The organism is Pseudomonas sp. KBN10P06128, assembly GCF_037574945.1.
GTDB classification, from domain to species: domain Bacteria; phylum Pseudomonadota; class Gammaproteobacteria; order Pseudomonadales; family Pseudomonadaceae; genus Pseudomonas; species Pseudomonas aeruginosa.
Genome location: NZ_JBBELR010000001.1, coordinates 4,300,521 through 4,319,167, shown reverse-complemented (window position 1 = coordinate 4,319,167; position 18,647 = coordinate 4,300,521). Strand labels below are relative to the sequence as shown.

The window sequence follows — 18,647 nt, the reverse complement described above, 5'->3', positions numbered from 1 at the left end:
TGTACGCCCTGTCCGAGGATTTGCCGATGTTCCATACACTCCTGGTCGCCATCGACGGCGGCCCGCAGACCCGTCGCATTGCCGAGCTGGCGCGGCAGGCCGCCGCGCCGGGCGCGAGGGTCCACCTGCTGTGCGCGGTGGACGCCGGCTATGCGTTGCCGGGCCGGCCGACGCTGCTCGACTATCCGCCCGCCGCGCACGAGTGCGAAGAGGCCCGGCAGGTGCTCGACGAGGCCTGTGCGCTGCTAGCCGGGTGCGAGCTGGAGGTACAGGCCGAGCTACGCGCCGGCGACCCGGTGCAGGTGATCCTGGGCGAGGCGCGGCGCCTGGGCTGCGAGCTGATCGTCATCGGCCATCGGCACTTGGGACGGCTGGAGCGCCTGCTCGATCCTTCAGTTGGCGACCGGGTGATCCGCGAGGCGCCGTGTCCGGTGCTGGTGGAAGTGCGCGAGGAAGATGCGCAGGGGAGTTGACCTGCCAGCCGATTATCGCCACCTTGCGGGTTTTTCCACGAATGCGGAGGGCAGGATGCAGGCGGATTTTTGGCACACCCGCTGGGCGAACAACCAGATCGGCTTCCACCTGGACGAGATCAATCCCTACCTGATGCGCCACCTGTCGCGGCTGCGACTGCAAGCGGGCGAACGGATCCTGGTGCCGTTGTGCGGCAAGACCCTGGACCTGGCCTGGCTGGCCGCCCAGGGACTGGAGGTGCTGGGGGTGGAGCTTTCGGAAAAGGCCGTGAGCGACTTCTTCGAGGAGCACGACCTGCGCCCCGAGATCGATCAACTGGGTGGTTTCCGCCGCTACCGGGTCGCCGGCATCACCCTGCTGCAGGGTGATTTCTTCGCCTTGCAGGCAGAGCACCTGGCGCAGTGCAGGGCGTTCTACGACCGCGCCGCGCTGATCGCCCTGCCGCCGGAGATGCGCGAGCGCTATGCCGGGCATCTCCAGGCGGTCCTGCCGACGCGCAGCCTCGGCTTGCTGGTCACCATCGACTACCCGCAGGCGGAGATGGCCGGTCCGCCGTTCGCCGTGCCCGACGAGGAGGTGCGTGGCTACTACGCTGGCGGTTGGCGGATCGAGGAACTGGAGCGCGGCGACGTGCTCGGCGTCAACTGGAAATTCCTCGAGCGCGGGGTGTCCTGGCTGAACGAGGCCGTCTACCTGCTGGAGAGAGGCTGAAACGGGGCGCCGCGCGGCGCCCCGTCCATTTTCAGCGGAGTTCGTCGACCAGCACCGCAAGGGTGCTCAGGACGTCCTGGCCGAGCCGCTTGGAGCGGGCGCCGGACCAGCCGGTCCCGGGCTCCGGGTTGTCGTCGTGGTCCTTGAACGGCATCTCGATGGTGAACGCCAGGCAGTCGTAGGTCTGCCCGACGAAGTTGCAGGCCAGCGCCAGGTTGGCCTGGCCCGGCGCACTACGTGGGTAGCCATGGCGGATCTGGAATTCGCCGCGCGCCATCAGTTCCTCGCGGAAGCGTTGCTCGAGTCGTTCCAGGCGGGGCGTATAGCCCGGGTTGCCCTCGCAGCCGGCGGCGAATACGTGGGGGATTTCCTCGTCGCCGTGGATGTCGAGGAACAGGTCGACGCCATGGCGCTTCATCTCCTGCTGGACGAACCAGACTTCCGGGCTGCGCTCGGCGCTCGGCTCCAGCCAGGCCCGGTTGAGATCCTGGCCGGCGGCGTTGGTGCGCAGGTTGCCGTGGAACGCGCCGTCCGGGTTCATGTTCGGCACCAGGTACAGGTCGGCCTTTTCCAGCAGGCGCTGCATTTCCGTGTCGTCCGGCCGCTGCAGGCGCTCGATCAGGCCTTCCATGAACCATTCGGCCATGTGCTCGCCGGGATGCTGCTGGGCGATGACCCACAGCTTCAGGTGGCTGTCGGGATGGCGCCTGACCCGCAGCAATTCGATGTCGCGGCCTTGCACGCTGGTGCCGACGGCGAGCCGTTCGACGCCCTCGATGCCGAGCGCACGTTCGACCAGGCGGGCATGCCGTTCGCGGCTGTAGGGCTCGAAGTAGGCGAAGCGGACTTCGCTTTCCTCCGGTTCAAGCTGGAAATGCAGGCCGTCGGCGTCGTATTGCGACGGTACGCGGAACCAGCGTTCGCCATCGTACGAGGCGACTGCCTGGTAGCCGCTCCAGGCATGGCTGTAGGCCGACTGGCCGGCGTTGACCAGGGTGAAGCGGTGCTCGGTGGCGGCAGCCATGCCCTCGACCTTGAAGTGGAACCACTGGAAATGCTGGCTGGCCAGGTCGGGACGGATCGCCAGGCGGATCCGGCGGGGATCGCTGGCATCGATGACCTGGATGTTGCCGCTGTCGAAATCGGCGCGGATCTGCATGGGAACCTCATCGGGCGAAATCACGCACCCGCATGTTCCGGGGCTGGCCCGCGGCTGTCAAAGCGACCATGGATAGGTGGCTTTCCCGGGCATAAAAAAAGGGCGACCGATGGTCGCCCTGTCCCAAGTGTGAAAGCGGATCAGCGTGCGCTGGCGCGCAGCGCTTCGATACGATCTTCCAGCGGCGGGTGGCTCATCAGCAGGCCGGCCAGGCCGTGCTTGAGGCCGCCATTGATGCCGAAGGCGTTCAGGGTGTCGGGCATCTGCACCGGCACGCCCTGTTCCGAACGCAGGCGTTGCAGCGCGGCGATCATCGCGCCGGTGCCGGCCAGGTGGGCGCCGGCGGCGTCGGCGCGGAACTCGCGGCGGCGCGAGAACCACATGACGATGATGCTGGCGAGGATGCCGAGCACCAGTTCGGCGAAGATGGTCGCGACGAAGTAGCCGATGCCCGGGCCGTCCTCGTTCTTCAGGATGGCCTTGTCGACGAAGTTGCCGAAGATTCGCGCGAAGAACATCACGAAGGTGTTCACCACGCCCTGGATCAACGCCAGGGTGACCATGTCGCCGTTGGCGACGTGGCCGATCTCGTGGGCGAGGACGGCTTTCACCTCATCGGGCGAGAAACGTTCGAGCAGGCCCTGGCTGACCGCGACCAGCGCGTCGTTCTTGTTCCAGCCGGTGGCGAAGGCGTTGGCCTCGTAGGCGGGGAAGATGCCGACCTCCGGCATCTTGATGCCGGCTTCGCGGGACAGCTCTTCGACGGTCTGCAGCAGCCACTGTTCGTGACGGGTGCGCGGCTGGCTGATGACTTCGGTACCGGTGCTCATCTTCGCCATCCACTTGGAGATGAACAGCGAGACCAGCGAACCGGCGAAACCGAACACGGCGCAGAAGACCAGCAGGCTGCCGTAATTCTGGCCGGTGAAGCGGTCCACCCCGAGCAGTTTCAGGGTGATGCTGGCAATCACCAGGACTGCCAGGTTGGTGGCCAGGAACAACAGGATGCGCATCATGGTGTAAAGCTTCTCCTCACGGCTGAAGGCACGGAGCGCGGTTCGCAGGCCGCCGGGGCGGGCGAACGGGCTCCTGATAATCATGCGGGGTTATATAAGGGGCGGTCCATGGCGATTCAATCGAGGGACTATTTCAAACTGTGTCGCCTTGCGCGCCCAGGTTGCCCTCGAACAGCAGGCGGGTCAGCCCGGCCAGGCGTTCGCCGTCGCCCTGCGCCAGCGCCTGGCGCAACTGGTTGGCCAGGCTGGCCTGTTCGCGGCGGACGCTGGCCGGCGCCTCGGCCAGCGCCGCCGCGGCCCGGGGGACGATACGGGTAAGTCTTAGGAAGGCCTTTTCGCTGAGCACCGCCTGGTCGAGAGCCTCGTAATGAATGGTGTTGGCGAAGCGCAGGTAGCCTTCCTCGGCGAGCCAGAGCAACGCGCCCAGACAACTTTGGTGACGTTTGCTCGGCAGGCCGAACTCGTCCGGCGGCTCGCGGCCGATCAGGTCTTCGACGTAGAGCGCGGTCTTGCGCGGAAACGCCTGGTAGAGAAGCAGGAGGCCGCCAGCGGCGTCCTTGTGGAAGTCGTCGATCTGCAGGTCCATGGATGGGTCGCCGGGCAGGGCGGCGCCAGCGGCGCCGCGGGAGCGGGGGGTTACTGCTGGTAGCCCTTGAGGAAGCTGCCGATGCGCAGGATCGCCTGCTCCAGGTCATCGACGCGAGGCAGGGTGACCACCCGGAAGTGGTCGGGCCACGGCCAGTTGAAGGCGGTGCCCTGGACGATCAGCAGTTTTTCCGAGAGCAGCAGGTCGAGGACGAACTTTTCGTCGTTGTGGATCGGGCAGACCTTCGGGTCGATCCGCGGGAAGGCGTACAGCGCGCCCATCGGCTTCACGCAGCTGACGCCGGGGATGTCGTTGAGCAGTTCCCAGGCGCGGTTGCGCTGCTCCAGCAGGCGCCCCGGCGGCAGGACCAGATCGTTGATGCTCTGGTAGCCGCCCAGGGCGGTCTGGATCGCGTGCTGCGCCGGGACGTTGGCGCACAGGCGCATGTTGGCGAGGATGTCGAGACCTTCGATATAGCTCTGTGCCCGCTGCTTGGGCCCGGAGATCGCCACCCAGCCGGAGCGGAAGCCGGCCACCCGGTAGGATTTGGACAGGCCGTTGAAGGTCAGGCAGAGCACGTCCGGCGCCAGCGAGGCGGTGGAGACGTGGACGGCGCCGTCGTAGAGGATCTTGTCGTAGATCTCGTCGGAGAACAGCACCAGGTTGTGCTGGCGGGCCAGTTCGACCATGCCTTCCAGCACTTCCCTGGAATACACCGCGCCGGTGGGGTTGTTCGGGTTGATGATCACCATCGCCCTGGTATTCGGCGTGATCTTCGCCTTGATGTCTTCGAGGTCCGGCCACCAGTTGGCCTGCTCGTCGCACAGGTAGTGCACCGGCTTGCCGCCGGCGAGGCTGACCGCGGCGGTCCACAGCGGGTAGTCGGGAGCGGGGATCAGCACCTCGTCGCCGTTGTTCAGCAGCGCCTGCATGGACATCACGATCAGTTCCGACACGCCGTTGCCGAGGTAGATGTCCTCGATGCCGACGCCCTCCACCTGCTTCTGCTGGTAATACTGCATCACTGCCTTGCGCGCGCTGAACAGGCCCTTGGAGTCGCTGTAGCCCTGGGCGGTCGGCAGGTTGCGGATGACGTCCTGGAGGATTTCCTCGGGAGCTTCGAAACCGAACGGCGCCGGGTTGCCGATATTCAGCTTGAGGATGCGGTGACCCTCTTCCTCTAGGCGTTTGGCGTGCTTGAGCACCGGCCCGCGAATGTCATAGCAGACGTTGGCGAGCTTGTTCGATTTGCTGACCTGCATGATGTGTCGAGTCCCGAAGTGAGCGAACACCGTGGAACAGGCTGCGAAAAGCCCGCTGGATCGCGGCTTGGCAGGCTGTAACGCGGATGACAGACTGGCGTCTATAAGGAGCACGCATGATACGTGCGGCCCGTCCCCCGGAAAAGGGAGCGCCGGGCATTTTTCAGATCGCGAGGTAGAGCCGATGAGCAAGATCGACAAACCCCTGGACTCCTGGCGCGAGGAGTTGACCGAAGAGCAGTTCCACATCTGTCGCCTGGGCGGTACCGAACGCGCCTTCAGTGGCGAATACCACGCCACCAAGACCCCCGGGATCTATCATTGCACCTGCTGCGGCACGGCGTTGTTCGACTCCGACGCCAAGTACGACTCCGGCAGCGGTTGGCCGAGCTATTTCCAGCCGGTGGACGCCGAGGCGGTCCGCGAACTGGACGACTTCAGCCACGGCATGCACCGCATCGAAGTCCGCTGCGGTCGCTGCGATGCCCACCTGGGGCACGTCTTCCCGGATGGCCCCCGGCCCACCGGGTTGCGTTACTGCATCAACTCGGCCTCGCTGAAGCTGGTGCCGCGGGAGAGCTAGAGAGCGACGACCCGTCTTTGGTTCGGGTCGTTTTTCATTCAATCAAGTTGTGTGCAATTGAATTGCTAGCTACTTTGTTTCGAGACCTACCCTCAACAAGGAAGACAAGCCATGAGCGATTCTCTGCTGAGCATTCCCTGCACCACCATCAAGGGCGAACAGAAGACCCTGGCCGATTTCGGCGGCAAGGCGCTGCTGGTGGTGAACACCGCCAGCAAGTGCGGCTTCACCCCGCAGTACCAGGGGCTGGAGGCCTTGTGGGAAAAATACCGTGAGCGCGGACTGGTGGTGCTCGGCTTCCCCTGCAACCAGTTCGGCAAGCAGGAACCGGGCGACGAGGGCGAGATTTCGCAGTTCTGCGAACTGAACTACGGGGTGAGCTTCCCGCTGTTCAGGAAGATCGAGGTCAACGGCGCCGGCGCCCACCCGTTGTTCGTCAGCCTGAAGAAGCGCGCGCCGGGCCTGCTCGGCAGCCAGGGCATCAAGTGGAACTTCACCAAGTTCCTGATCGGCCGCGATGGCCAGGTGGTGAAGCGCTACGCGCCGACCACCAAGCCGGAGGAGCTGAGCTCGGCGATCGAGGCGCTGCTTGAATGAGCACCCGGGGAAAAGTCGCCAGGCCGGATGGCGTCGAAGAATCGCTGCTGCTCGACAACCAGCTGTGTTTCAAGCTGTACGCCGCCTCGCGCGCAGTGATTCGCGGCTATCGGCCGCTGCTCGAACAGATCGGCCTGACCTATCCGCAGTACCTGGTCATGCTGGTGCTCTGGGAGTGGCATGCGAGCCCGCCGGAGCAGCCGACGGTGAAGGCCCTGGGCGACCGCCTGCTGCTCGACTCGGGAACCCTGACGCCCTTGCTCAAGCGCCTCGAACAGCTCGGCCTGGTGGATCGCCGTCGCGCCAGCCACGATGAGCGGGAGGTGCACCTGGCGCTGACGGTGCCAGGGATCACCTTGCGCGAACGGGTCATTCCGCTGCGCCAGCAACTGATCTGCAGCACCGGTTTCGACCTCAACGAGATGTTCGACCTGCACCAGCGCCTGGGCGGGTTGCTGTCGCGTTTTCGCCTGGTGGTGGGAGGCTAGCCGTCGTCGCGAGACCGGCTAGTCGCCCGCGGTGAGCGGGCACCAGCGGTCGAGGATGGCCTTCAGTTCGTCGCGGTGGAAGGGCTTGGCCAGGTAGTCGTCCATGCCGGCGGCACGACAACGTTCGCGCTCGTCCGGCAGGGCGTTGGCGGTCAGCGCGATGATCGGCAGGCCGCCCCAGCGTCCGCTGTCGCGGATCTGCCGGGTCGCTTCGTAGCCGTCCATCACCGGCATGTTGCAGTCCATCAGGACCAGGTCGATGGGATGCTCCTCCAGCATCTTCAGGGCATTCAGCCCGTGTTCGGCGATCCATACCTGGCAGCCGAGCTTGTGCAGCAGGCCCTTGGCGACCAACTGGTTGACCGGGTTGTCCTCCACCAGCAGGACCCGGGTGTTGCGCTGTTCTCCCGCGGTGTCCGAGGCGCTCGACGGGGCTATGGCGGTGTGTTCGAGCACATGTTTCAGGGCCTGGTACAACTGGTTGCGACTCAGCGGCCTGGCCAGTTGGCGCAACGGCAACAGGCGGCGGGCCAGCTCCGGTTCGAGGAAACTGCCGTAGGCGGTGACCAGCAGGATCGGCGTACCGATGCTCGGACGCAGTCCCATCAGGCAGTCCGGGCAATCCGATATCAGTACGTCGAGCGAGTGGCCGAGCAGGCTGTCGTCGGTCTCCAGACGCTTGTACTCCAGGCCCCAGCGCGGCAGCCAGGTTTGCAGCAGCTGCGCCAGCCCGCTGTTGGCCGAGCATTGCGCGATCACCCGGCCGCGCAGCGGCAGCGCCTGTAGCGGAGGGCTGACCGGTGCCAGCGGCAGGCCGACGCTGAACAGGCTGCCCAGGCCGACCGTCGACTCCACCGTCAGTTCGCCCTGCATGGCCTCGCACAGCTTGCGCGTGAGGGCCAGGCCGAGGCCGGTGCCGCCGTATTGGCGGGTGATACCCGCGTCGGCCTGGGTGAACGGTTGGAAGATGCGATCCAGCGCCTCCTGGGCGATGCCGATGCCGGTGTCGCGCACACTGATGCGCACACCCTCGGCGGTGGCTTCCACGCGAACGTCGACCCGCCCCAGGCGGGTGAACTTCAGCGCGTTGGACAGCAGGTTGCTGACGACCTGGCGAATCCGCGTCGGGTCGCCGGAAACCTGGGCGGGCAGGGCGGGGTCGACCAGGCAGGTCAACTCCACGCCGGCCGCGGCGTTCTGCGAGAGGAGGCTGGCGGTGTCTTCCACCAGGACGCCCAGGTCGAACGGGATCTGTTCCAGGACCAGTTGCCCGGCCTCGAACTTGGAGAGGTCGAGCACGTCGTTGAGCAATTCCACCAGCACCTTGCCGGAGTCGTGGGCGATCGACAGCTGTTGGCGCTGTTCCGGGGTGAGCGGGCCGTCGAGGCTCAGCGAGAGCATGCCGAGCAGGCCGTTCAGCGGCGTGCGGATCTCGTGGCTCATGTTGGCCAGGAAGCTGGCGCGGGCCTGGGCCATGTCGAGAGCGGTCTGGCGGGCTTCTTCGAGTTCCTGGTTGGATAGCGTCAGGCGCGCGTTGGCGGCCTTCAGCTCGGCGGTACGGGCGGCGACGATGCTTTCCAGCTCCTCCAGGTACTGGGTCAGGCGGTTCTCCGCCTCCCGGCGCTGTTCGATCTCTACCGAGATGCGCCCGAGCTGGCGGTTGATGACTTCCACCAGCACGCCGATCTCGTCGCGTTCGTGGCCCTTGGGGCAGGGCAGGCGCATGCGTGCCGGCGAGCGTGGATCGTGTCCGCTGAGGGCCTGGATCAGGCTGACCAGGGGCTTGGTCAGCAGGGTATAGAAGAGCACCAGCAGGATCAGCGACAGCAGCAGGCTGCGCACGAAGCCGGAGAGCAGGGTGATGCCGGCGCGACGGAGGAAGTCGTTGCCGAACACGAAGGTGTCGATTTCCAGCTGCAGTACGCCGAGGGCCTCGCCCGGCGCATGGTCGACATGCAACGGGTCCTCGTAGACCCGCTTGTGGCCGAAGAGGAAGTCGCTGAGCGGCCGCAGGCGGCTTTCGGCGGGTTCGCGCGAGGCGCTGGCCAGCGGCAGGCCGGAGGTGTCGATGATTTCCGCGCGGACTACGGCGGGCGAACGCAGCAGGCCGAGGACCAGCTCCTGGGCCAGCTCCGCATCGATGTTGTAGGCGATTCGCGCGGCGGGGTTGTGGCTGACGTCCAGCAGCGCGCGCACTTCGCGATTGATGGATGCGTCCTGGCTGGCATAATCGACGCCAACCTGAATCAGGCTGAGCAGGGTTCCCAGGATAAAGGCCACCAGCACGGTGAGGCTGGCCTGTTTGAACGACAGGCGATGGGTCAGCGCTATATCCATGGGGGCGGGGATCAGCCTTGGCGAGGTTCTGCCGCCTAGCATAGCCCATCCCGACCGTCTGTCGGGGTTCCTGGGCGCAACCGATGATCGATCCGTGACGTCAGTCCGATCCGAGGAGAACAGAGTGGATTCCCGATTGAGCGATTTTCTTGCCCGCGCCGAAAGCGTGCTCGCGCGCCTGGAGCCGCTGCTGCCGGCCGTACGCGAAGCCGTCGACTGGGAGCGCAGCCTGGCGGCGCGCTGGCACCGCGACGGCCGCAGTGGCTACCTGCAGCCGCTGGAGGTCAGCCTCGACCTGCGCCTGGCCGACCTGCTGGGCGTAGAGCGGCAGCGCGAGCAACTGGAACGCAACACCCGCCAGTTCGTCGCCGGCCAGCCGGCCAACCACGCGTTGCTCTGGGGGGCCCGCGGGACCGGCAAGTCCTCTCTGGTTCGTGCGCTGCTGGCCGAGCTGGCCGGCGCCGGGCTGCGCCTGATCGAGATCGAGCGCGACCACCTGGCCGACCTGCCGCGCGTGGTCGAGCAACTGCAAGGCCTGCCGCAGCGCTTCGTGCTGTTCTGCGACGACCTCTCGTTCGATGCCGGGGAAGGCGACTACCGGGTACTCAAGAGCGTGCTCGACGGCTCGCTGGAGCAGGCGCCGGACAATGTGCTGCTCTACGCCACCTCCAACCGCCGGCACCTGGTTTCGGAGAAGCAGAGCGACAACGAGAACTGGAAGATGGTGGACGGCGAGCTGCACCCCAACGAAGCGGTGGAGGACAAGATCGCCTTGTCCGACCGTTTCGGCCTGTGGCTGTCGTTCTATCCCTTCACCCAGGAGCATTTCCTCAGCGTGGTTCGCCACTGGGTGGACGTGCTCGCGGAGAAGGCCGGGCTGGCCTGGAGCTGGAGCGAGGAACTGGAGAAGGAAGCGATCCGCTGGGCGCTTGGCCGCGGCAACCGCAACGGCCGTTGCGCCTATCAGTTCTCCCGCTACTGGGTGGGCAAGCAACTGCTGGAGCGCCAGGCATGATCGATCTGCAGCAATCTGGCGCCGGGCTGGCCGGCTACGCCCTGCTGGCGGCGCAGGCCGAGGCGCTGTTCGCCGACGAGCGCGATTTCATCGCCAACGCCGCGCAGTTCTCCGCCTTTCTCTTCCATGAGCTGGGCGACCTGAACTGGGCCGGCTTCTATCTGAACCGCAACGAGGAACTGGTCCTGGGGCCGTTCCAGGGCAAGGTCGCCTGCGTCCGCATTCCCTTCTCCAAGGGCGTCTGCGGCGCCGCGGCGCGTACCCGGCTGACCCAGCGGGTCGACGACGTCCACGCGTTTCCCGGCCACATCGCCTGCGACAGCGCTTCCAGCAGCGAATTGGTGGTGCCCCTGCTCAAGGACGGCCGCCTGGTCGCTGTGCTCGATCTGGACAGCCCGAGCGTGGGACGCTTCAGCGCCGAGGACCAGGCCGGGATCGAAGGCCTGGTGGAGATATTCCTGCGCCTGACGGACTGCTGAGCGACGCGTTCAGGCTTTCGCTGCGAGCTTGTCGAGGGTCCGTCGTTCCCCCGGCAGCAGCGCTTGCATCGCCGGGCGTTCGAGCATCCGCGCGAAATGCACGGCGAGGGCCGGCCAGCGTTGCTCGTCCAGGTTTTCGCCGGCGTGACGCAGGTTGACCAACTGGCTGGCGATCGCCAGGTCGGCGAGGGTCAGTCGCTCGCCGACGAAGAAGGCCCGGCCGTCGAGATGGTTTTCCAGGTAATCGAAGTGCGCTGGCAGCTTTTCCTCCAGCGCGCGACGCACGTCGTTCTCCTCGCAGGCCTGGCCCATCGCCGGCTTGAGTATCCGGTTGCGGAAGATCGTCAGCGTGGCCAGGGGAGCGATCTCGTAGTCGGCGTATTTTTCCAGCCAGCGCACCGCTGCGCGGCCGGCGGGGGCGTCGCCCTGGAGATTCGGCGGTTCGGGATAGCGTTCTTCCAGGTACTGGCAGATCACGCTGGAGTCGGCGAGGGCCAGGTCGCCGTCGCGTAACGCCGGGATGCGGCCCAGCGGACTGATCTCGCGATACCAGGCCGGCTGGCCGAACGGGGCGATCGCTTCCAACTGGTAGTCGAGGCCCTTTTCGGCCAGGAGCAGGCGGACCTTGCGGACGAACGGAGACAGCGGGGCTCCGTAGAGTGTCAGGCTCATAACGATTTCCTCGGTCGATATGAGCCTGGGTTATAGCACGGCTGCCGTGGGCAGGCCGGAATCAGTCGTAGACGTTCTTCTTCTTCCACAGGTCGTCTGCATCGAGGGCCTTCAATCCCTCGTTGAGTTCGCTGGGCTCCTCGCTCGCCGGCTGGCTGTTGTTCAGCACCATCGCGTTGGCGCGGGCCAGCTGCGCTTCCATCTGCTGCAGCTCCGCCTGGTAGCGCGCCAGCTCGGGCTGCTTGCGCAGGTACTGGGCGCCGCGCTCGAAGGCCAGGCGCGCCTGGCGCGGTTCGTTCTGCTGCAGGGCCTGCTGGCCGAGATTGCCGAAGAACTCGATATGCAGGCGCACCAGGAGGTGGCGAATCTCCTTGACCCAGATCTGCGCCTCGCTGCGCGGCAGGTGGCCGTCCTGGGTGAAACGGGTGAGCTGGGCATGCAGGGCTTCGAAGAGGAAGCGGACTTCCTTGGCCTTGTCCTCGGTCAGGATCGCCTGGGGCGGATTGCGCACCGGGATCGACTCGCCCTTGGCGACCAGCGCGCGCAACTCTTCTATGCGAGCCTTGAGCCCGGCATCGGCTTTCTTCTCCAGCGCCAGTTGCTGCTCGCTGAGGCTGAGCTCGATCTGGCTCATCAACAGCTTCAGAGACGGGCTGACGAACTGGCCGGGAAGGCTCTCGGAAATCTGCGCGCAGCGCCGGACCCGGTCGTTGAGTTCGGCTTTCAGGCGCGCTTTCTCCAGCTTGCTGTTTTCCACCACGTGGTTGATATAGCCAATGGCGATTAGGAGGGCGATCCCGCCGATGATGAGGGCGGTAATGAGGAGTGGCGACACCTTGGGACTCCGCTGTAAGAATTTTCTCAGTCTAATGTCTTGGTGCTACCACTGATAGCAGCAGCTCATTATTTGCACAGAAGTCTTTGATTTAAAAAAATTTTCTCAGAAGGGTTGACGCCTCCCCGGACGCTCCATAAAATGCGCGCCACTTCCAGCGTGAAGCCAAACGCGAAACACTGGAAGCCGGAAAGATCTGTTGTAAGTTCCGGGCCGCGTCCCCTTCGTCTAGTGGCCTAGGACACCGCCCTTTCACGGCGGTAACAGGGGTTCGAGTCCCCTAGGGGACGCCATTGCGGGAATAGCTCAGTTGGTAGAGCACGACCTTGCCAAGGTCGGGGTCGCGAGTTCGAGTCTCGTTTCCCGCTCCAAATTCTACAGCCTGGCTTCGGCGAGGTTGGTGAAAGTTAGGCGTCAAAGGTTCGGTTTCGGCCGAACGGGCAACAAGTTGTAACGCGGGAATAGCTCAGTTGGTAGAGCACGACCTTGCCAAGGTCGGGGTCGCGAGTTCGAGTCTCGTTTCCCGCTCCAAACATGATCCAGGTTTCGGCCTGGGTCGAAGAGAAAAGGGCCTTCGGGCCCTTTTTTCGTTTCTGCGATCCGCACCGCCCTGGTGCTTTTCCCGATTCCCCCCATGTTCCCCTCGGCAGGCCGCTGTCCCGCCGCATCTGCTCGCTCGATCGTCGAGACGAAAAAGGCCACTCGTGGAGTGGCCTTCTCTGGTGTAGCGACGGCGGCGATCAGGGCAGCGCTTTGAGCACCGTCAGCAGGCTGGTGAGGTTGTCGGCCACGCCCAGCTGGCCGATCTTCTCGGTGGCGCCGCCGGCGGCGCTGGTATCCAGACTGTAGATCTGCATCACGCCCATGTTGGAAGCGGCCAGGGCCAGGGCGTTCTGCTGTTGCTGGGCAGCTACCGAATTCTCGAACAGGATGCCGGTGGAGTGGGCCATGGTCTGGAAGATCGAGCCCAGCGCCATGGCCGGGGCTTCACCGATCACCTTGACGTTGGACTGGGTGACGGCATCGGTGATCTGGTTGTTTACTGCGGTTGGGAAGCTCATGGTGATTCTCCTGAATCATTGCGAAGGATGTACGGCGATTGCTTGGACCCGGCGGGTCAGGCTCAGGTGAAGGATTTCAGTACGGTCAGCAGGCTGGTGAGGTTGTCGGCCACGCCCAACTGGCCGACTTTCTCGGTGGCTCCGGCATCGGCGGCGGTGTCGAGGCTGTAGATCTGCATCACGCCCATGTTGGAGGCGGCCAGGGCCAGGGCGTTCTGCTGTTGCTGGGCGCTCACCGCGTTCTCGAAGAGAATCCCGGTGGAGTGGGCCATGGTCTGGTAGATGGTGCCCAGCGCCATGGCTGGTGCCTCACCGACGACCTTGACGTTGGACTGGGTGACGGCATCGGTGATCTGGTCGTTGACTGCGGTCGGAAAACTCATGATGTGACTCCCTGTGAGTGAACGGCACGGCTCATGTCGTGCTGTCTTGATGAACGCTCCAGCCAGGGAGTTGTGAATCCGTCGGCGCCAGGCCTGGCGGGCGGCGAAAATGCAAGCGCCCCGCGAGGCGGGGCGCTTGTCGGTGCGGTCTCATGCGGCGGGCGGGTCGGGCTTGTCCGGCGGCGGTGCGGACGTGTTGTGGTTGCTCTGGTTGAAGATGGCGATAGCGTTCTCCAGTTGCTGCTTGAGCGAGCCGAAGTTCTGCTCGAAGCACAGGCGTACCTCGCTCTTCACTAGGTTGGCCAGGCGGTCGGCAATCTGCGACATCACCAACTGGTTGGCGCTTGCCTGGCCGCTCTGCAGGTGGCCGGGACGCAGTTCGGCCAGGCTGCCGGCGGCATTGACCGCCTCAAGAATCGCCTGCTCGCCGCTGTCCTGGGCGCGGAGGGCCTGGGTCGAGGCCTGCTGGACGTTCTGCAGGATCTGGCGGATGGAGCCTTCGGAACGCTGCCGGCCGTTCTCGATCACCTGTTCGGCCTGCTGTCGCGCGTGCACGGCCGGATCGCTGCTGGCGTCGTTGCCGAGGCCGAGCTGGAACTGTCTCAACTGCTCGTGTTCTTCGCTGGTGAGGGGGCGTTTCAGCCAGCGTTGCGCCAGCTGGACCAGATTCCTTCCCAATTCTTCCGAGATCGACATGCGCGGACTCCTCTGCGATGGACGCGCGGTGCGCGGGGTGTCGTGGCGAGGCTTCAGTACTGCTGCGTGCCGTCCGCCGAGGGGGCCTGCGCGCTGCTGCCGGTATCGCCGGGGTAGGCGGCGGCAGCGGCCTGCAGGGTGCTGTAGGCGGTGCTCAACTGCACCGCCAACTGTCCGAGGCTGGCCGGGTCGTCCACGCTGTCTCCCTGGGACAGGGCCTGGAGCCAGCCTTGCAGGCATTCGGTGAGGAGTGCCTTGACCTGGGTGACGAGGGTTTCGAGTTCTTCCTTCATGACGCTTCTCCTGGGGTGGGTGCTCATCCGAGCAGTTTCAGCACGGCCAAGAGCTTGGCCGCATCGCTGTCCGATATTTCCAGCAGGCGCTTTCCGCTCGCCGGCCTGCTGGGGGGCGGTTGGTCCCGTGCCTCCTCGCTGGCGTCCGGCGAACGCTGCGCCGGGCGGTCCGCGGCGGCGAGCGCGCGGCGTCTGATGTAGCGTGCGTAGGCGCTCATCGGTCGCTCCTCAACTGCTGCGGGTGGAGATGCGCACGACCGAGGCGGGGGCGGCGAACCCTTCGAAGCGCTGCAGCTCTCGGTCCCGATGGGGCGCGCCGGCCAAGTCGACGGCGCCGATGGTTTCCTCCCAGTAGGCGCTGCCCAGTTGCACCAGCAGGCGTTGGGCATTCTCCAGCGAAGCGGCCGGAACCCGGCCGTGGCGGTCCGCGGCGGCATAGTTGAGCAGGAGCGCCATGCGGATCGCTTCGTCCTGTACGTTGGAGTGCTCGACACCCTGGCCGTCGGCGCCCAGCAGATAGGAGCGCCAGTTGAGGACCTGGGCGAAGAGGCGCCGGTAGGCTTCGAACTGGAAGTAGCGATCCTCCTCGGAGCGGTAGAGCGCGCACTGACTTGCGAAGAACTGTTCCAGCGCGGGTTTCGCCCAGCCGGGTGTACCCGGGAGGTGTTCGCCCAGTTCGTCGAAGCCGCTCTGGCTTTCCGCCAGGGCATGGACGTACTGCATCTGTTGTGGGTCCAGGCGCTGTTCGCCCTGGTAGGCGATGGCCAGACTGAGTTCCTTGAGCTGGTCGGTGCCGACGTATCCATCGAGATGGCGCAGGCCACGGTTCAGGCGGTATTCCTGCAGCGAGTCGAAGAGGCCGGAGGCGCCGGTAATGAAATTGCTCCCCAGGTTGGTATCGAAGCACAGCTCGGGGAACTTGCTGGCCAGATAGTTGCGGTAGTAGTAGGCATGGCCGATGCGCAGGCTGAACAGATCGCTCTCCAGCAGGCGGCGGTAGTAGCTGTTGCCGTCGGCGTCGCGGCTGGCCAGCGCCTGGCAGAGGTTCACGACGTTGGTGCGGGCGTAATAGGCGACCAGGGCCTGGGTAGTCCCGCTGGTGATGTCGAAGCGGCGTAGCCGCAGGCCGGAGGCGGTCAGGCTGTTGCCGAAAAACAGTTCGTCGAAAAGGCCGGCGAGGGCGCTGGGCGCCTTGTCACGGTCCTGCAGGTTCTCCCGTTCGCGTAGCCGCGCCTTGCCCTGGCGGATGGTGTTGCCATAGCACTTCCAGGCATAGGCGGAGAGCGCTGCGTAGAAATCGTCCAGCGCGTTGGCGTTGCGCAGGAAGTAACCGCACAGCGACCGGTTGTCGTCGGACACCCCGGTCCCCTCTCCACAATGGATGTGCAGGACCACCTTGCGGGTTTCCGGCTTGCCGTCCAGGTAGTGGCGAAACACCGCAGCCTGTCCGAGGAGGAAGTCGAAGAACTGTCGGTACAGGCCGGTAGCGGTCTCCATGCCGAGCAGGTCGATGCCGACCAGCCGGGCCTGCGGTGGCTGCCCCTGCTGTATTTCGAAATGACGGAGGATCCTGTGCAGCTCGGCATCGAAGGCGGCTTCGCTGGCATAGCCATGCGCGGTGTGGGCGAGCAGGCGGTAGGCGGTCTTCTCGGAGGCGTTGAATTGCTCGAACAGGGAATCGAGGACGGCCACCTCGTCTTCCCCCGTCGCCGTCTGGGTATGGCTGATTCCTTCGTGGAGGAGGAACCCCAGCGTCAGGCAGGCGAATTCGCCCGGATGGCGATCGCGGATGGCGCCGCGGGCCCAGTAGGCGTCGTCGAACGGCGTGTACTTGTTGCCGCTCCAGATCTTGCGGTTGAAGTAGCGGACGAACTGGTCCGTCTCGCTGTCGCGAACCGCGCTCGCACCGAGCAGTTCCAGGGTGCCGAGGTAGATCGCCGGCTGGTCGATGGCCGCTGGCGGCGAGGTCCGGCCAAAACGTTGCGCCAGGATGAGGCAGGCGAGATAGATGTTCTCCGCCGCGCATTCGCCGCGCAGGTAGCCCTGACGGTCGGTCGCGGCGAACGGATTGCGCCTGACCATCCGCTGCAGAGCCAGTTCGAACAGTTCATAGTGCGCGGCCTGGCGAGCCTCCTCCAGCGCCTTGCCGTCGACCTCCGGAGCGACGCCGCGGGCACTCATCAGCAGCCCGATCAGGGAAAGCTCCTGGCCTTTCTCCAGGCTCACCTGCCGCTCGCCGACGCGGAAGACCCGGCGGTCGCGCGTCCAGCGGCTGTTGCTTTCCACCGGCAGGATGCCGGCGAAGTGACTATGGAAGTCGAAGGGATAGCGATGGAACCTGACCGGTTCTTCCAGCTTGAAATAGGCCATGACGGCTCTCCTGTGCCAGGGCCGGACGCCGCCGGCCCCGCCGGTGGTGGCTACGATTGGGTGTCCTTGCCGCTGCGACTGGCGAGGGTCTCGCTGTACTTGGCGATGCTCTGGTCGATCTTGTCGATGGCGAAGCTGGCCGATTCCGCCTCGATCGCCCCGGCCGCCGCGGCTACCGCGGCGGCAGCGCCCATCAGCAGGTCGGTGGCGAGGGCGCCGAGCGCGTCCTCGGCAGCCTGGGCCAGCTTGTTTTCGGCGATGTTCTGGGTCATCTGCCGGAGCAGGATCGCCTGGCTGGCCAGGGCGATCTTGCTGACTCCGTCGAAGTAGCTGGCGGCGGATTGCGCCACCAGCCCGGAGGCCTGGCTGATCATCATGTTCGGCGCGATGGCGATCTGCGACGGCGCATAGCCGGCGGTTTCGCTGTTGCTCATCTGCACCGCCTGCACGACTTGACTGTTCAGGGCGCTGGTGTCCGGCGGCGGCGCCTCGGTCTGCTTGAGCAGGCGCTCGCTCATGCCGGCCAGCGGCGAAGGGCGCGACGGCAGCTTCACGTCGCCGTTGGCGGACGCCCTGCCGCCGCTGGCTGGCGTCTGCCGGCCGGCCTCGCCGGGGGCGGCGGCTTGCTCGCTGTCGCCGGATGGCGCGGGCGCGGGCGCGGATTTCTTGCCGAAGCCGAACATGTCTGGGCACTCCTGGGATCAAGGGGCGGGTCAGATACCTTTCTTGTCTTCTATCGCCATGATCATCGACACCGCCTTGGAAACCACCGCGGTGGAGATCTGGTTCAGGGCCTGCTGGCTGTAGACTGCGTTCTGCAGGGACAGGCCGGCGGAATGGCTGGCGATCTGGTAGAGCGCGGCGATGGCCTGGGCCGGGGCTTCGGCGACCACCTTGACGTTGGTCTGGGTGACGGCATCGGTGATCTGGGCATTCACAGCCGTGGGGTCAGCCATGGGACTCTCCTTGAATGGGCAGGTGCTCGTCGGGCAGGGGGCCGGTCGCACGGGCCTCGACTCGCTTGTCAGGAATGAACGCGGCTGCGTCTGTCTTGTGAAACGTCGCCGGCGAAAAAGTCGGCGCTCAGCCGCGAGCGCAGCAACTGCACGCGCTTGCGCACCAGCGGCGGGGCTATGCCGAGCTGGCTGGCGATGTCGGCATAGGGCAGTTCCTCGATGAAGCGCAGTTCGAAGAGCTGCTGCTGTTGGCGCGACAGCGAGGCCAGGGCCTTGTCCACCTGGTCGAGACGTTCCAGCTGCTCCAGGCGTTCCAGCGGCGAGCCGACGGCGGCGAAGCGCTCCAACTGACCATCGTGCAGGTCGATGCCGCGGTCGATGAGGCGGTCCTCGCGGATCTGGTGGCGCGCGCTGTCCAGGTAGACGTGTTCCAGGACCAGGAACAGGAAGCCCTGGGGGTCGCGTACCCGCTCCGGTGACTGGCGCAGGAACAGCAGCGCCTTGACCGCGGTGCTCGACAGCCATTCTTCGGCCCGATGGCTGTTGCCGCGCGCAAGGCGTTGCGCGCGTTTGCGCAGGCCAGCCTGCGCGGCACGCCAGCTTTCCTCGAACAGGCGATCGGAACCGGTTTCGTTGCCGCCTGGCTGATTCGGACGATCCATAACCGCTACCTC

At 65.6% G+C, this 18,647-nt stretch carries 23 protein-coding genes and 3 tRNA genes; 10 read left to right on the top strand and 16 right to left on the bottom strand.

Going from position 1 to position 18,647, the window contains the following annotated elements:
* Positions 1-26: 26 nt before the first annotated feature.
* Positions 27-473: a universal stress protein gene (locus tag VQ065_RS20170; protein ID WP_003090918.1), complete on the top strand. Its 447-nt coding sequence runs from the start codon at positions 27-29 to the stop codon at positions 471-473.
* Positions 474-528: 55 nt separating this feature from the next.
* Complete coding sequence (locus VQ065_RS20165) at positions 529-1,185, top strand: thiopurine S-methyltransferase (protein WP_003090917.1); 657 nt, start codon at positions 529-531, stop codon at positions 1,183-1,185.
* A 31-nt stretch (positions 1,186-1,216) separates the two neighbouring features.
* Here the strand turns inward: VQ065_RS20165 and VQ065_RS20160 are convergent, their stop codons facing one another.
* The 4 genes from VQ065_RS20160 to VQ065_RS20145 form a co-directional block, all read right to left on the bottom strand.
* Positions 1,217-2,344 carry a M14 family metallopeptidase gene (locus tag VQ065_RS20160; RefSeq protein ID WP_003090916.1) on the bottom strand — a complete coding sequence of 376 codons (1,128 nt, stop codon included), beginning with the start codon at positions 2,342-2,344 and terminating at the stop codon, positions 1,217-1,219.
* 140 nt (positions 2,345-2,484) lie between these two features.
* Positions 2,485-3,360, bottom strand: coding sequence for a protease HtpX (htpX, locus tag VQ065_RS20155; RefSeq protein WP_003090915.1), 876 nt, complete (start codon positions 3,358-3,360; stop codon positions 2,485-2,487).
* Positions 3,361-3,493: 133 nt separating this feature from the next.
* On the bottom strand, positions 3,494-3,946 hold the full coding sequence (locus tag VQ065_RS20150) for a hypothetical protein (RefSeq protein WP_003090914.1): 453 nt from the start codon (positions 3,944-3,946) through the stop codon (positions 3,494-3,496).
* Positions 3,947-3,996: 50 nt separating this feature from the next.
* Positions 3,997-5,208 (bottom strand): pyridoxal phosphate-dependent aminotransferase, encoded by a 1,212-nt coding sequence (locus VQ065_RS20145; RefSeq protein ID WP_003090913.1) that lies wholly within the window; start codon positions 5,206-5,208, stop codon positions 3,997-3,999.
* A 184-nt stretch (positions 5,209-5,392) separates the two neighbouring features.
* On the opposite strand from VQ065_RS20145, the gene msrB reads away from it, so the two are divergent.
* The 3 genes from msrB to ospR all read left to right on the top strand — a co-directional run bounded on the left by msrB (position 5,393) and on the right by ospR (position 6,876).
* Positions 5,393-5,791: a peptide-methionine (R)-S-oxide reductase MsrB gene (gene msrB / locus VQ065_RS20140; protein ID WP_003090911.1), complete on the top strand. Its 399-nt coding sequence runs from the start codon at positions 5,393-5,395 to the stop codon at positions 5,789-5,791.
* 111 nt (positions 5,792-5,902) lie between these two features.
* Positions 5,903-6,388 carry a glutathione peroxidase gene (locus VQ065_RS20135; RefSeq protein ID WP_003090910.1) on the top strand — a complete coding sequence of 162 codons (486 nt, stop codon included), beginning with the start codon at positions 5,903-5,905 and terminating at the stop codon, positions 6,386-6,388.
* On the top strand, positions 6,385-6,876 hold the full coding sequence (gene ospR / locus VQ065_RS20130) for a hydroperoxide stress response transcriptional regulator OspR (protein ID WP_003090908.1): 492 nt from the start codon (positions 6,385-6,387) through the stop codon (positions 6,874-6,876). Before VQ065_RS20135 ends, ospR begins: the two co-directional genes overlap by 4 nt.
* An 18-nt stretch (positions 6,877-6,894) precedes the next feature.
* Here ospR and sagS read toward each other — a convergent pair whose 3' ends face one another.
* A complete protein-coding gene (gene sagS, locus VQ065_RS20125) occupies positions 6,895-9,255 on the bottom strand; it encodes a two-component system sensor histidine kinase/response regulator SagS (protein WP_023098511.1) in 2,361 nt (786 codons plus the stop codon).
* A gap of 82 nt (positions 9,256-9,337) precedes the next feature.
* Between sagS and VQ065_RS20120 the strand changes: the two genes are divergently transcribed.
* Together VQ065_RS20120 and VQ065_RS20115 are read left to right on the top strand one after the other, a co-directional pair.
* Complete coding sequence (locus VQ065_RS20120) at positions 9,338-10,228, top strand: ATP-binding protein (protein WP_003090906.1); 891 nt, start codon at positions 9,338-9,340, stop codon at positions 10,226-10,228.
* Positions 10,225-10,707, top strand: coding sequence for a GAF domain-containing protein (locus tag VQ065_RS20115; RefSeq protein ID WP_003090905.1), 483 nt, complete (start codon positions 10,225-10,227; stop codon positions 10,705-10,707). The genes VQ065_RS20120 and VQ065_RS20115 overlap by 4 nt, the downstream gene beginning before the upstream one ends.
* Before the next feature lie 9 nt (positions 10,708-10,716).
* Here VQ065_RS20115 and VQ065_RS20110 read toward each other — a convergent pair whose 3' ends face one another.
* Positions 10,717-11,379 carry a glutathione S-transferase family protein gene (locus tag VQ065_RS20110; protein ID WP_003090904.1) on the bottom strand — a complete coding sequence of 221 codons (663 nt, stop codon included), beginning with the start codon at positions 11,377-11,379 and terminating at the stop codon, positions 10,717-10,719.
* Between the two features lie 61 nt (positions 11,380-11,440).
* Entirely contained in the window at positions 11,441-12,214 is a 774-nt protein-coding gene (locus tag VQ065_RS20105; protein WP_003090903.1) for a hypothetical protein, read from the bottom strand.
* A gap of 217 nt (positions 12,215-12,431) precedes the next feature.
* Here VQ065_RS20105 and VQ065_RS20100 point away from each other — a divergent pair.
* The 3 genes from VQ065_RS20100 to VQ065_RS20090 all read left to right on the top strand — a co-directional run bounded on the left by VQ065_RS20100 (position 12,432) and on the right by VQ065_RS20090 (position 12,745).
* A tRNA-Glu gene (locus VQ065_RS20100) sits at positions 12,432-12,507 on the top strand.
* A 2-nt stretch (positions 12,508-12,509) separates the two neighbouring features.
* Positions 12,510-12,585 (top strand) — tRNA-Gly (locus VQ065_RS20095).
* Positions 12,586-12,669: 84 nt separating this feature from the next.
* Positions 12,670-12,745: transfer RNA gene (locus tag VQ065_RS20090), tRNA-Gly, on the top strand.
* Positions 12,746-12,954: 209 nt separating this feature from the next.
* On the opposite strand, the gene VQ065_RS20085 is transcribed toward VQ065_RS20090, so the two are convergent.
* The 9 genes from VQ065_RS20085 to VQ065_RS20045 all read right to left on the bottom strand — a co-directional run bounded on the left by VQ065_RS20085 (position 12,955) and on the right by VQ065_RS20045 (position 18,635).
* Positions 12,955-13,275 carry a RebB family R body protein gene (locus VQ065_RS20085; protein ID WP_003108983.1) on the bottom strand — a complete coding sequence of 107 codons (321 nt, stop codon included), beginning with the start codon at positions 13,273-13,275 and terminating at the stop codon, positions 12,955-12,957.
* Positions 13,276-13,337: 62 nt separating this feature from the next.
* A complete protein-coding gene (locus tag VQ065_RS20080) occupies positions 13,338-13,658 on the bottom strand; it encodes a RebB family R body protein (protein ID WP_003108980.1) in 321 nt (106 codons plus the stop codon).
* Between the two features lie 150 nt (positions 13,659-13,808).
* Positions 13,809-14,354 carry a hypothetical protein gene (locus tag VQ065_RS20075; RefSeq protein ID WP_003090901.1) on the bottom strand — a complete coding sequence of 182 codons (546 nt, stop codon included), beginning with the start codon at positions 14,352-14,354 and terminating at the stop codon, positions 13,809-13,811.
* A gap of 53 nt (positions 14,355-14,407) precedes the next feature.
* Entirely contained in the window at positions 14,408-14,647 is a 240-nt protein-coding gene (locus VQ065_RS20070; RefSeq protein WP_003090900.1) for a hypothetical protein, read from the bottom strand.
* A 23-nt stretch (positions 14,648-14,670) separates the two neighbouring features.
* A complete protein-coding gene (locus tag VQ065_RS20065) occupies positions 14,671-14,865 on the bottom strand; it encodes a hypothetical protein (RefSeq protein ID WP_003090898.1) in 195 nt (64 codons plus the stop codon).
* 10 nt (positions 14,866-14,875) lie between these two features.
* Positions 14,876-17,017 (bottom strand): hypothetical protein, encoded by a 2,142-nt coding sequence (locus VQ065_RS20060; protein WP_003090896.1) that lies wholly within the window; start codon positions 17,015-17,017, stop codon positions 14,876-14,878.
* A 50-nt stretch (positions 17,018-17,067) separates the two neighbouring features.
* Positions 17,068-17,700, bottom strand: a complete 633-nt coding sequence (locus VQ065_RS20055) for a hypothetical protein (RefSeq protein WP_003090894.1) — start codon at positions 17,698-17,700, stop codon at positions 17,068-17,070.
* 30 nt (positions 17,701-17,730) lie between these two features.
* Entirely contained in the window at positions 17,731-17,973 is a 243-nt protein-coding gene (locus tag VQ065_RS20050) for a RebB family R body protein (RefSeq protein WP_003090893.1), read from the bottom strand.
* A gap of 68 nt (positions 17,974-18,041) precedes the next feature.
* Positions 18,042-18,635, bottom strand: coding sequence for an RNA polymerase sigma factor (locus VQ065_RS20045; RefSeq protein ID WP_003090892.1), 594 nt, complete (start codon positions 18,633-18,635; stop codon positions 18,042-18,044).
* Positions 18,636-18,647: the final 12 nt, after the last annotated feature.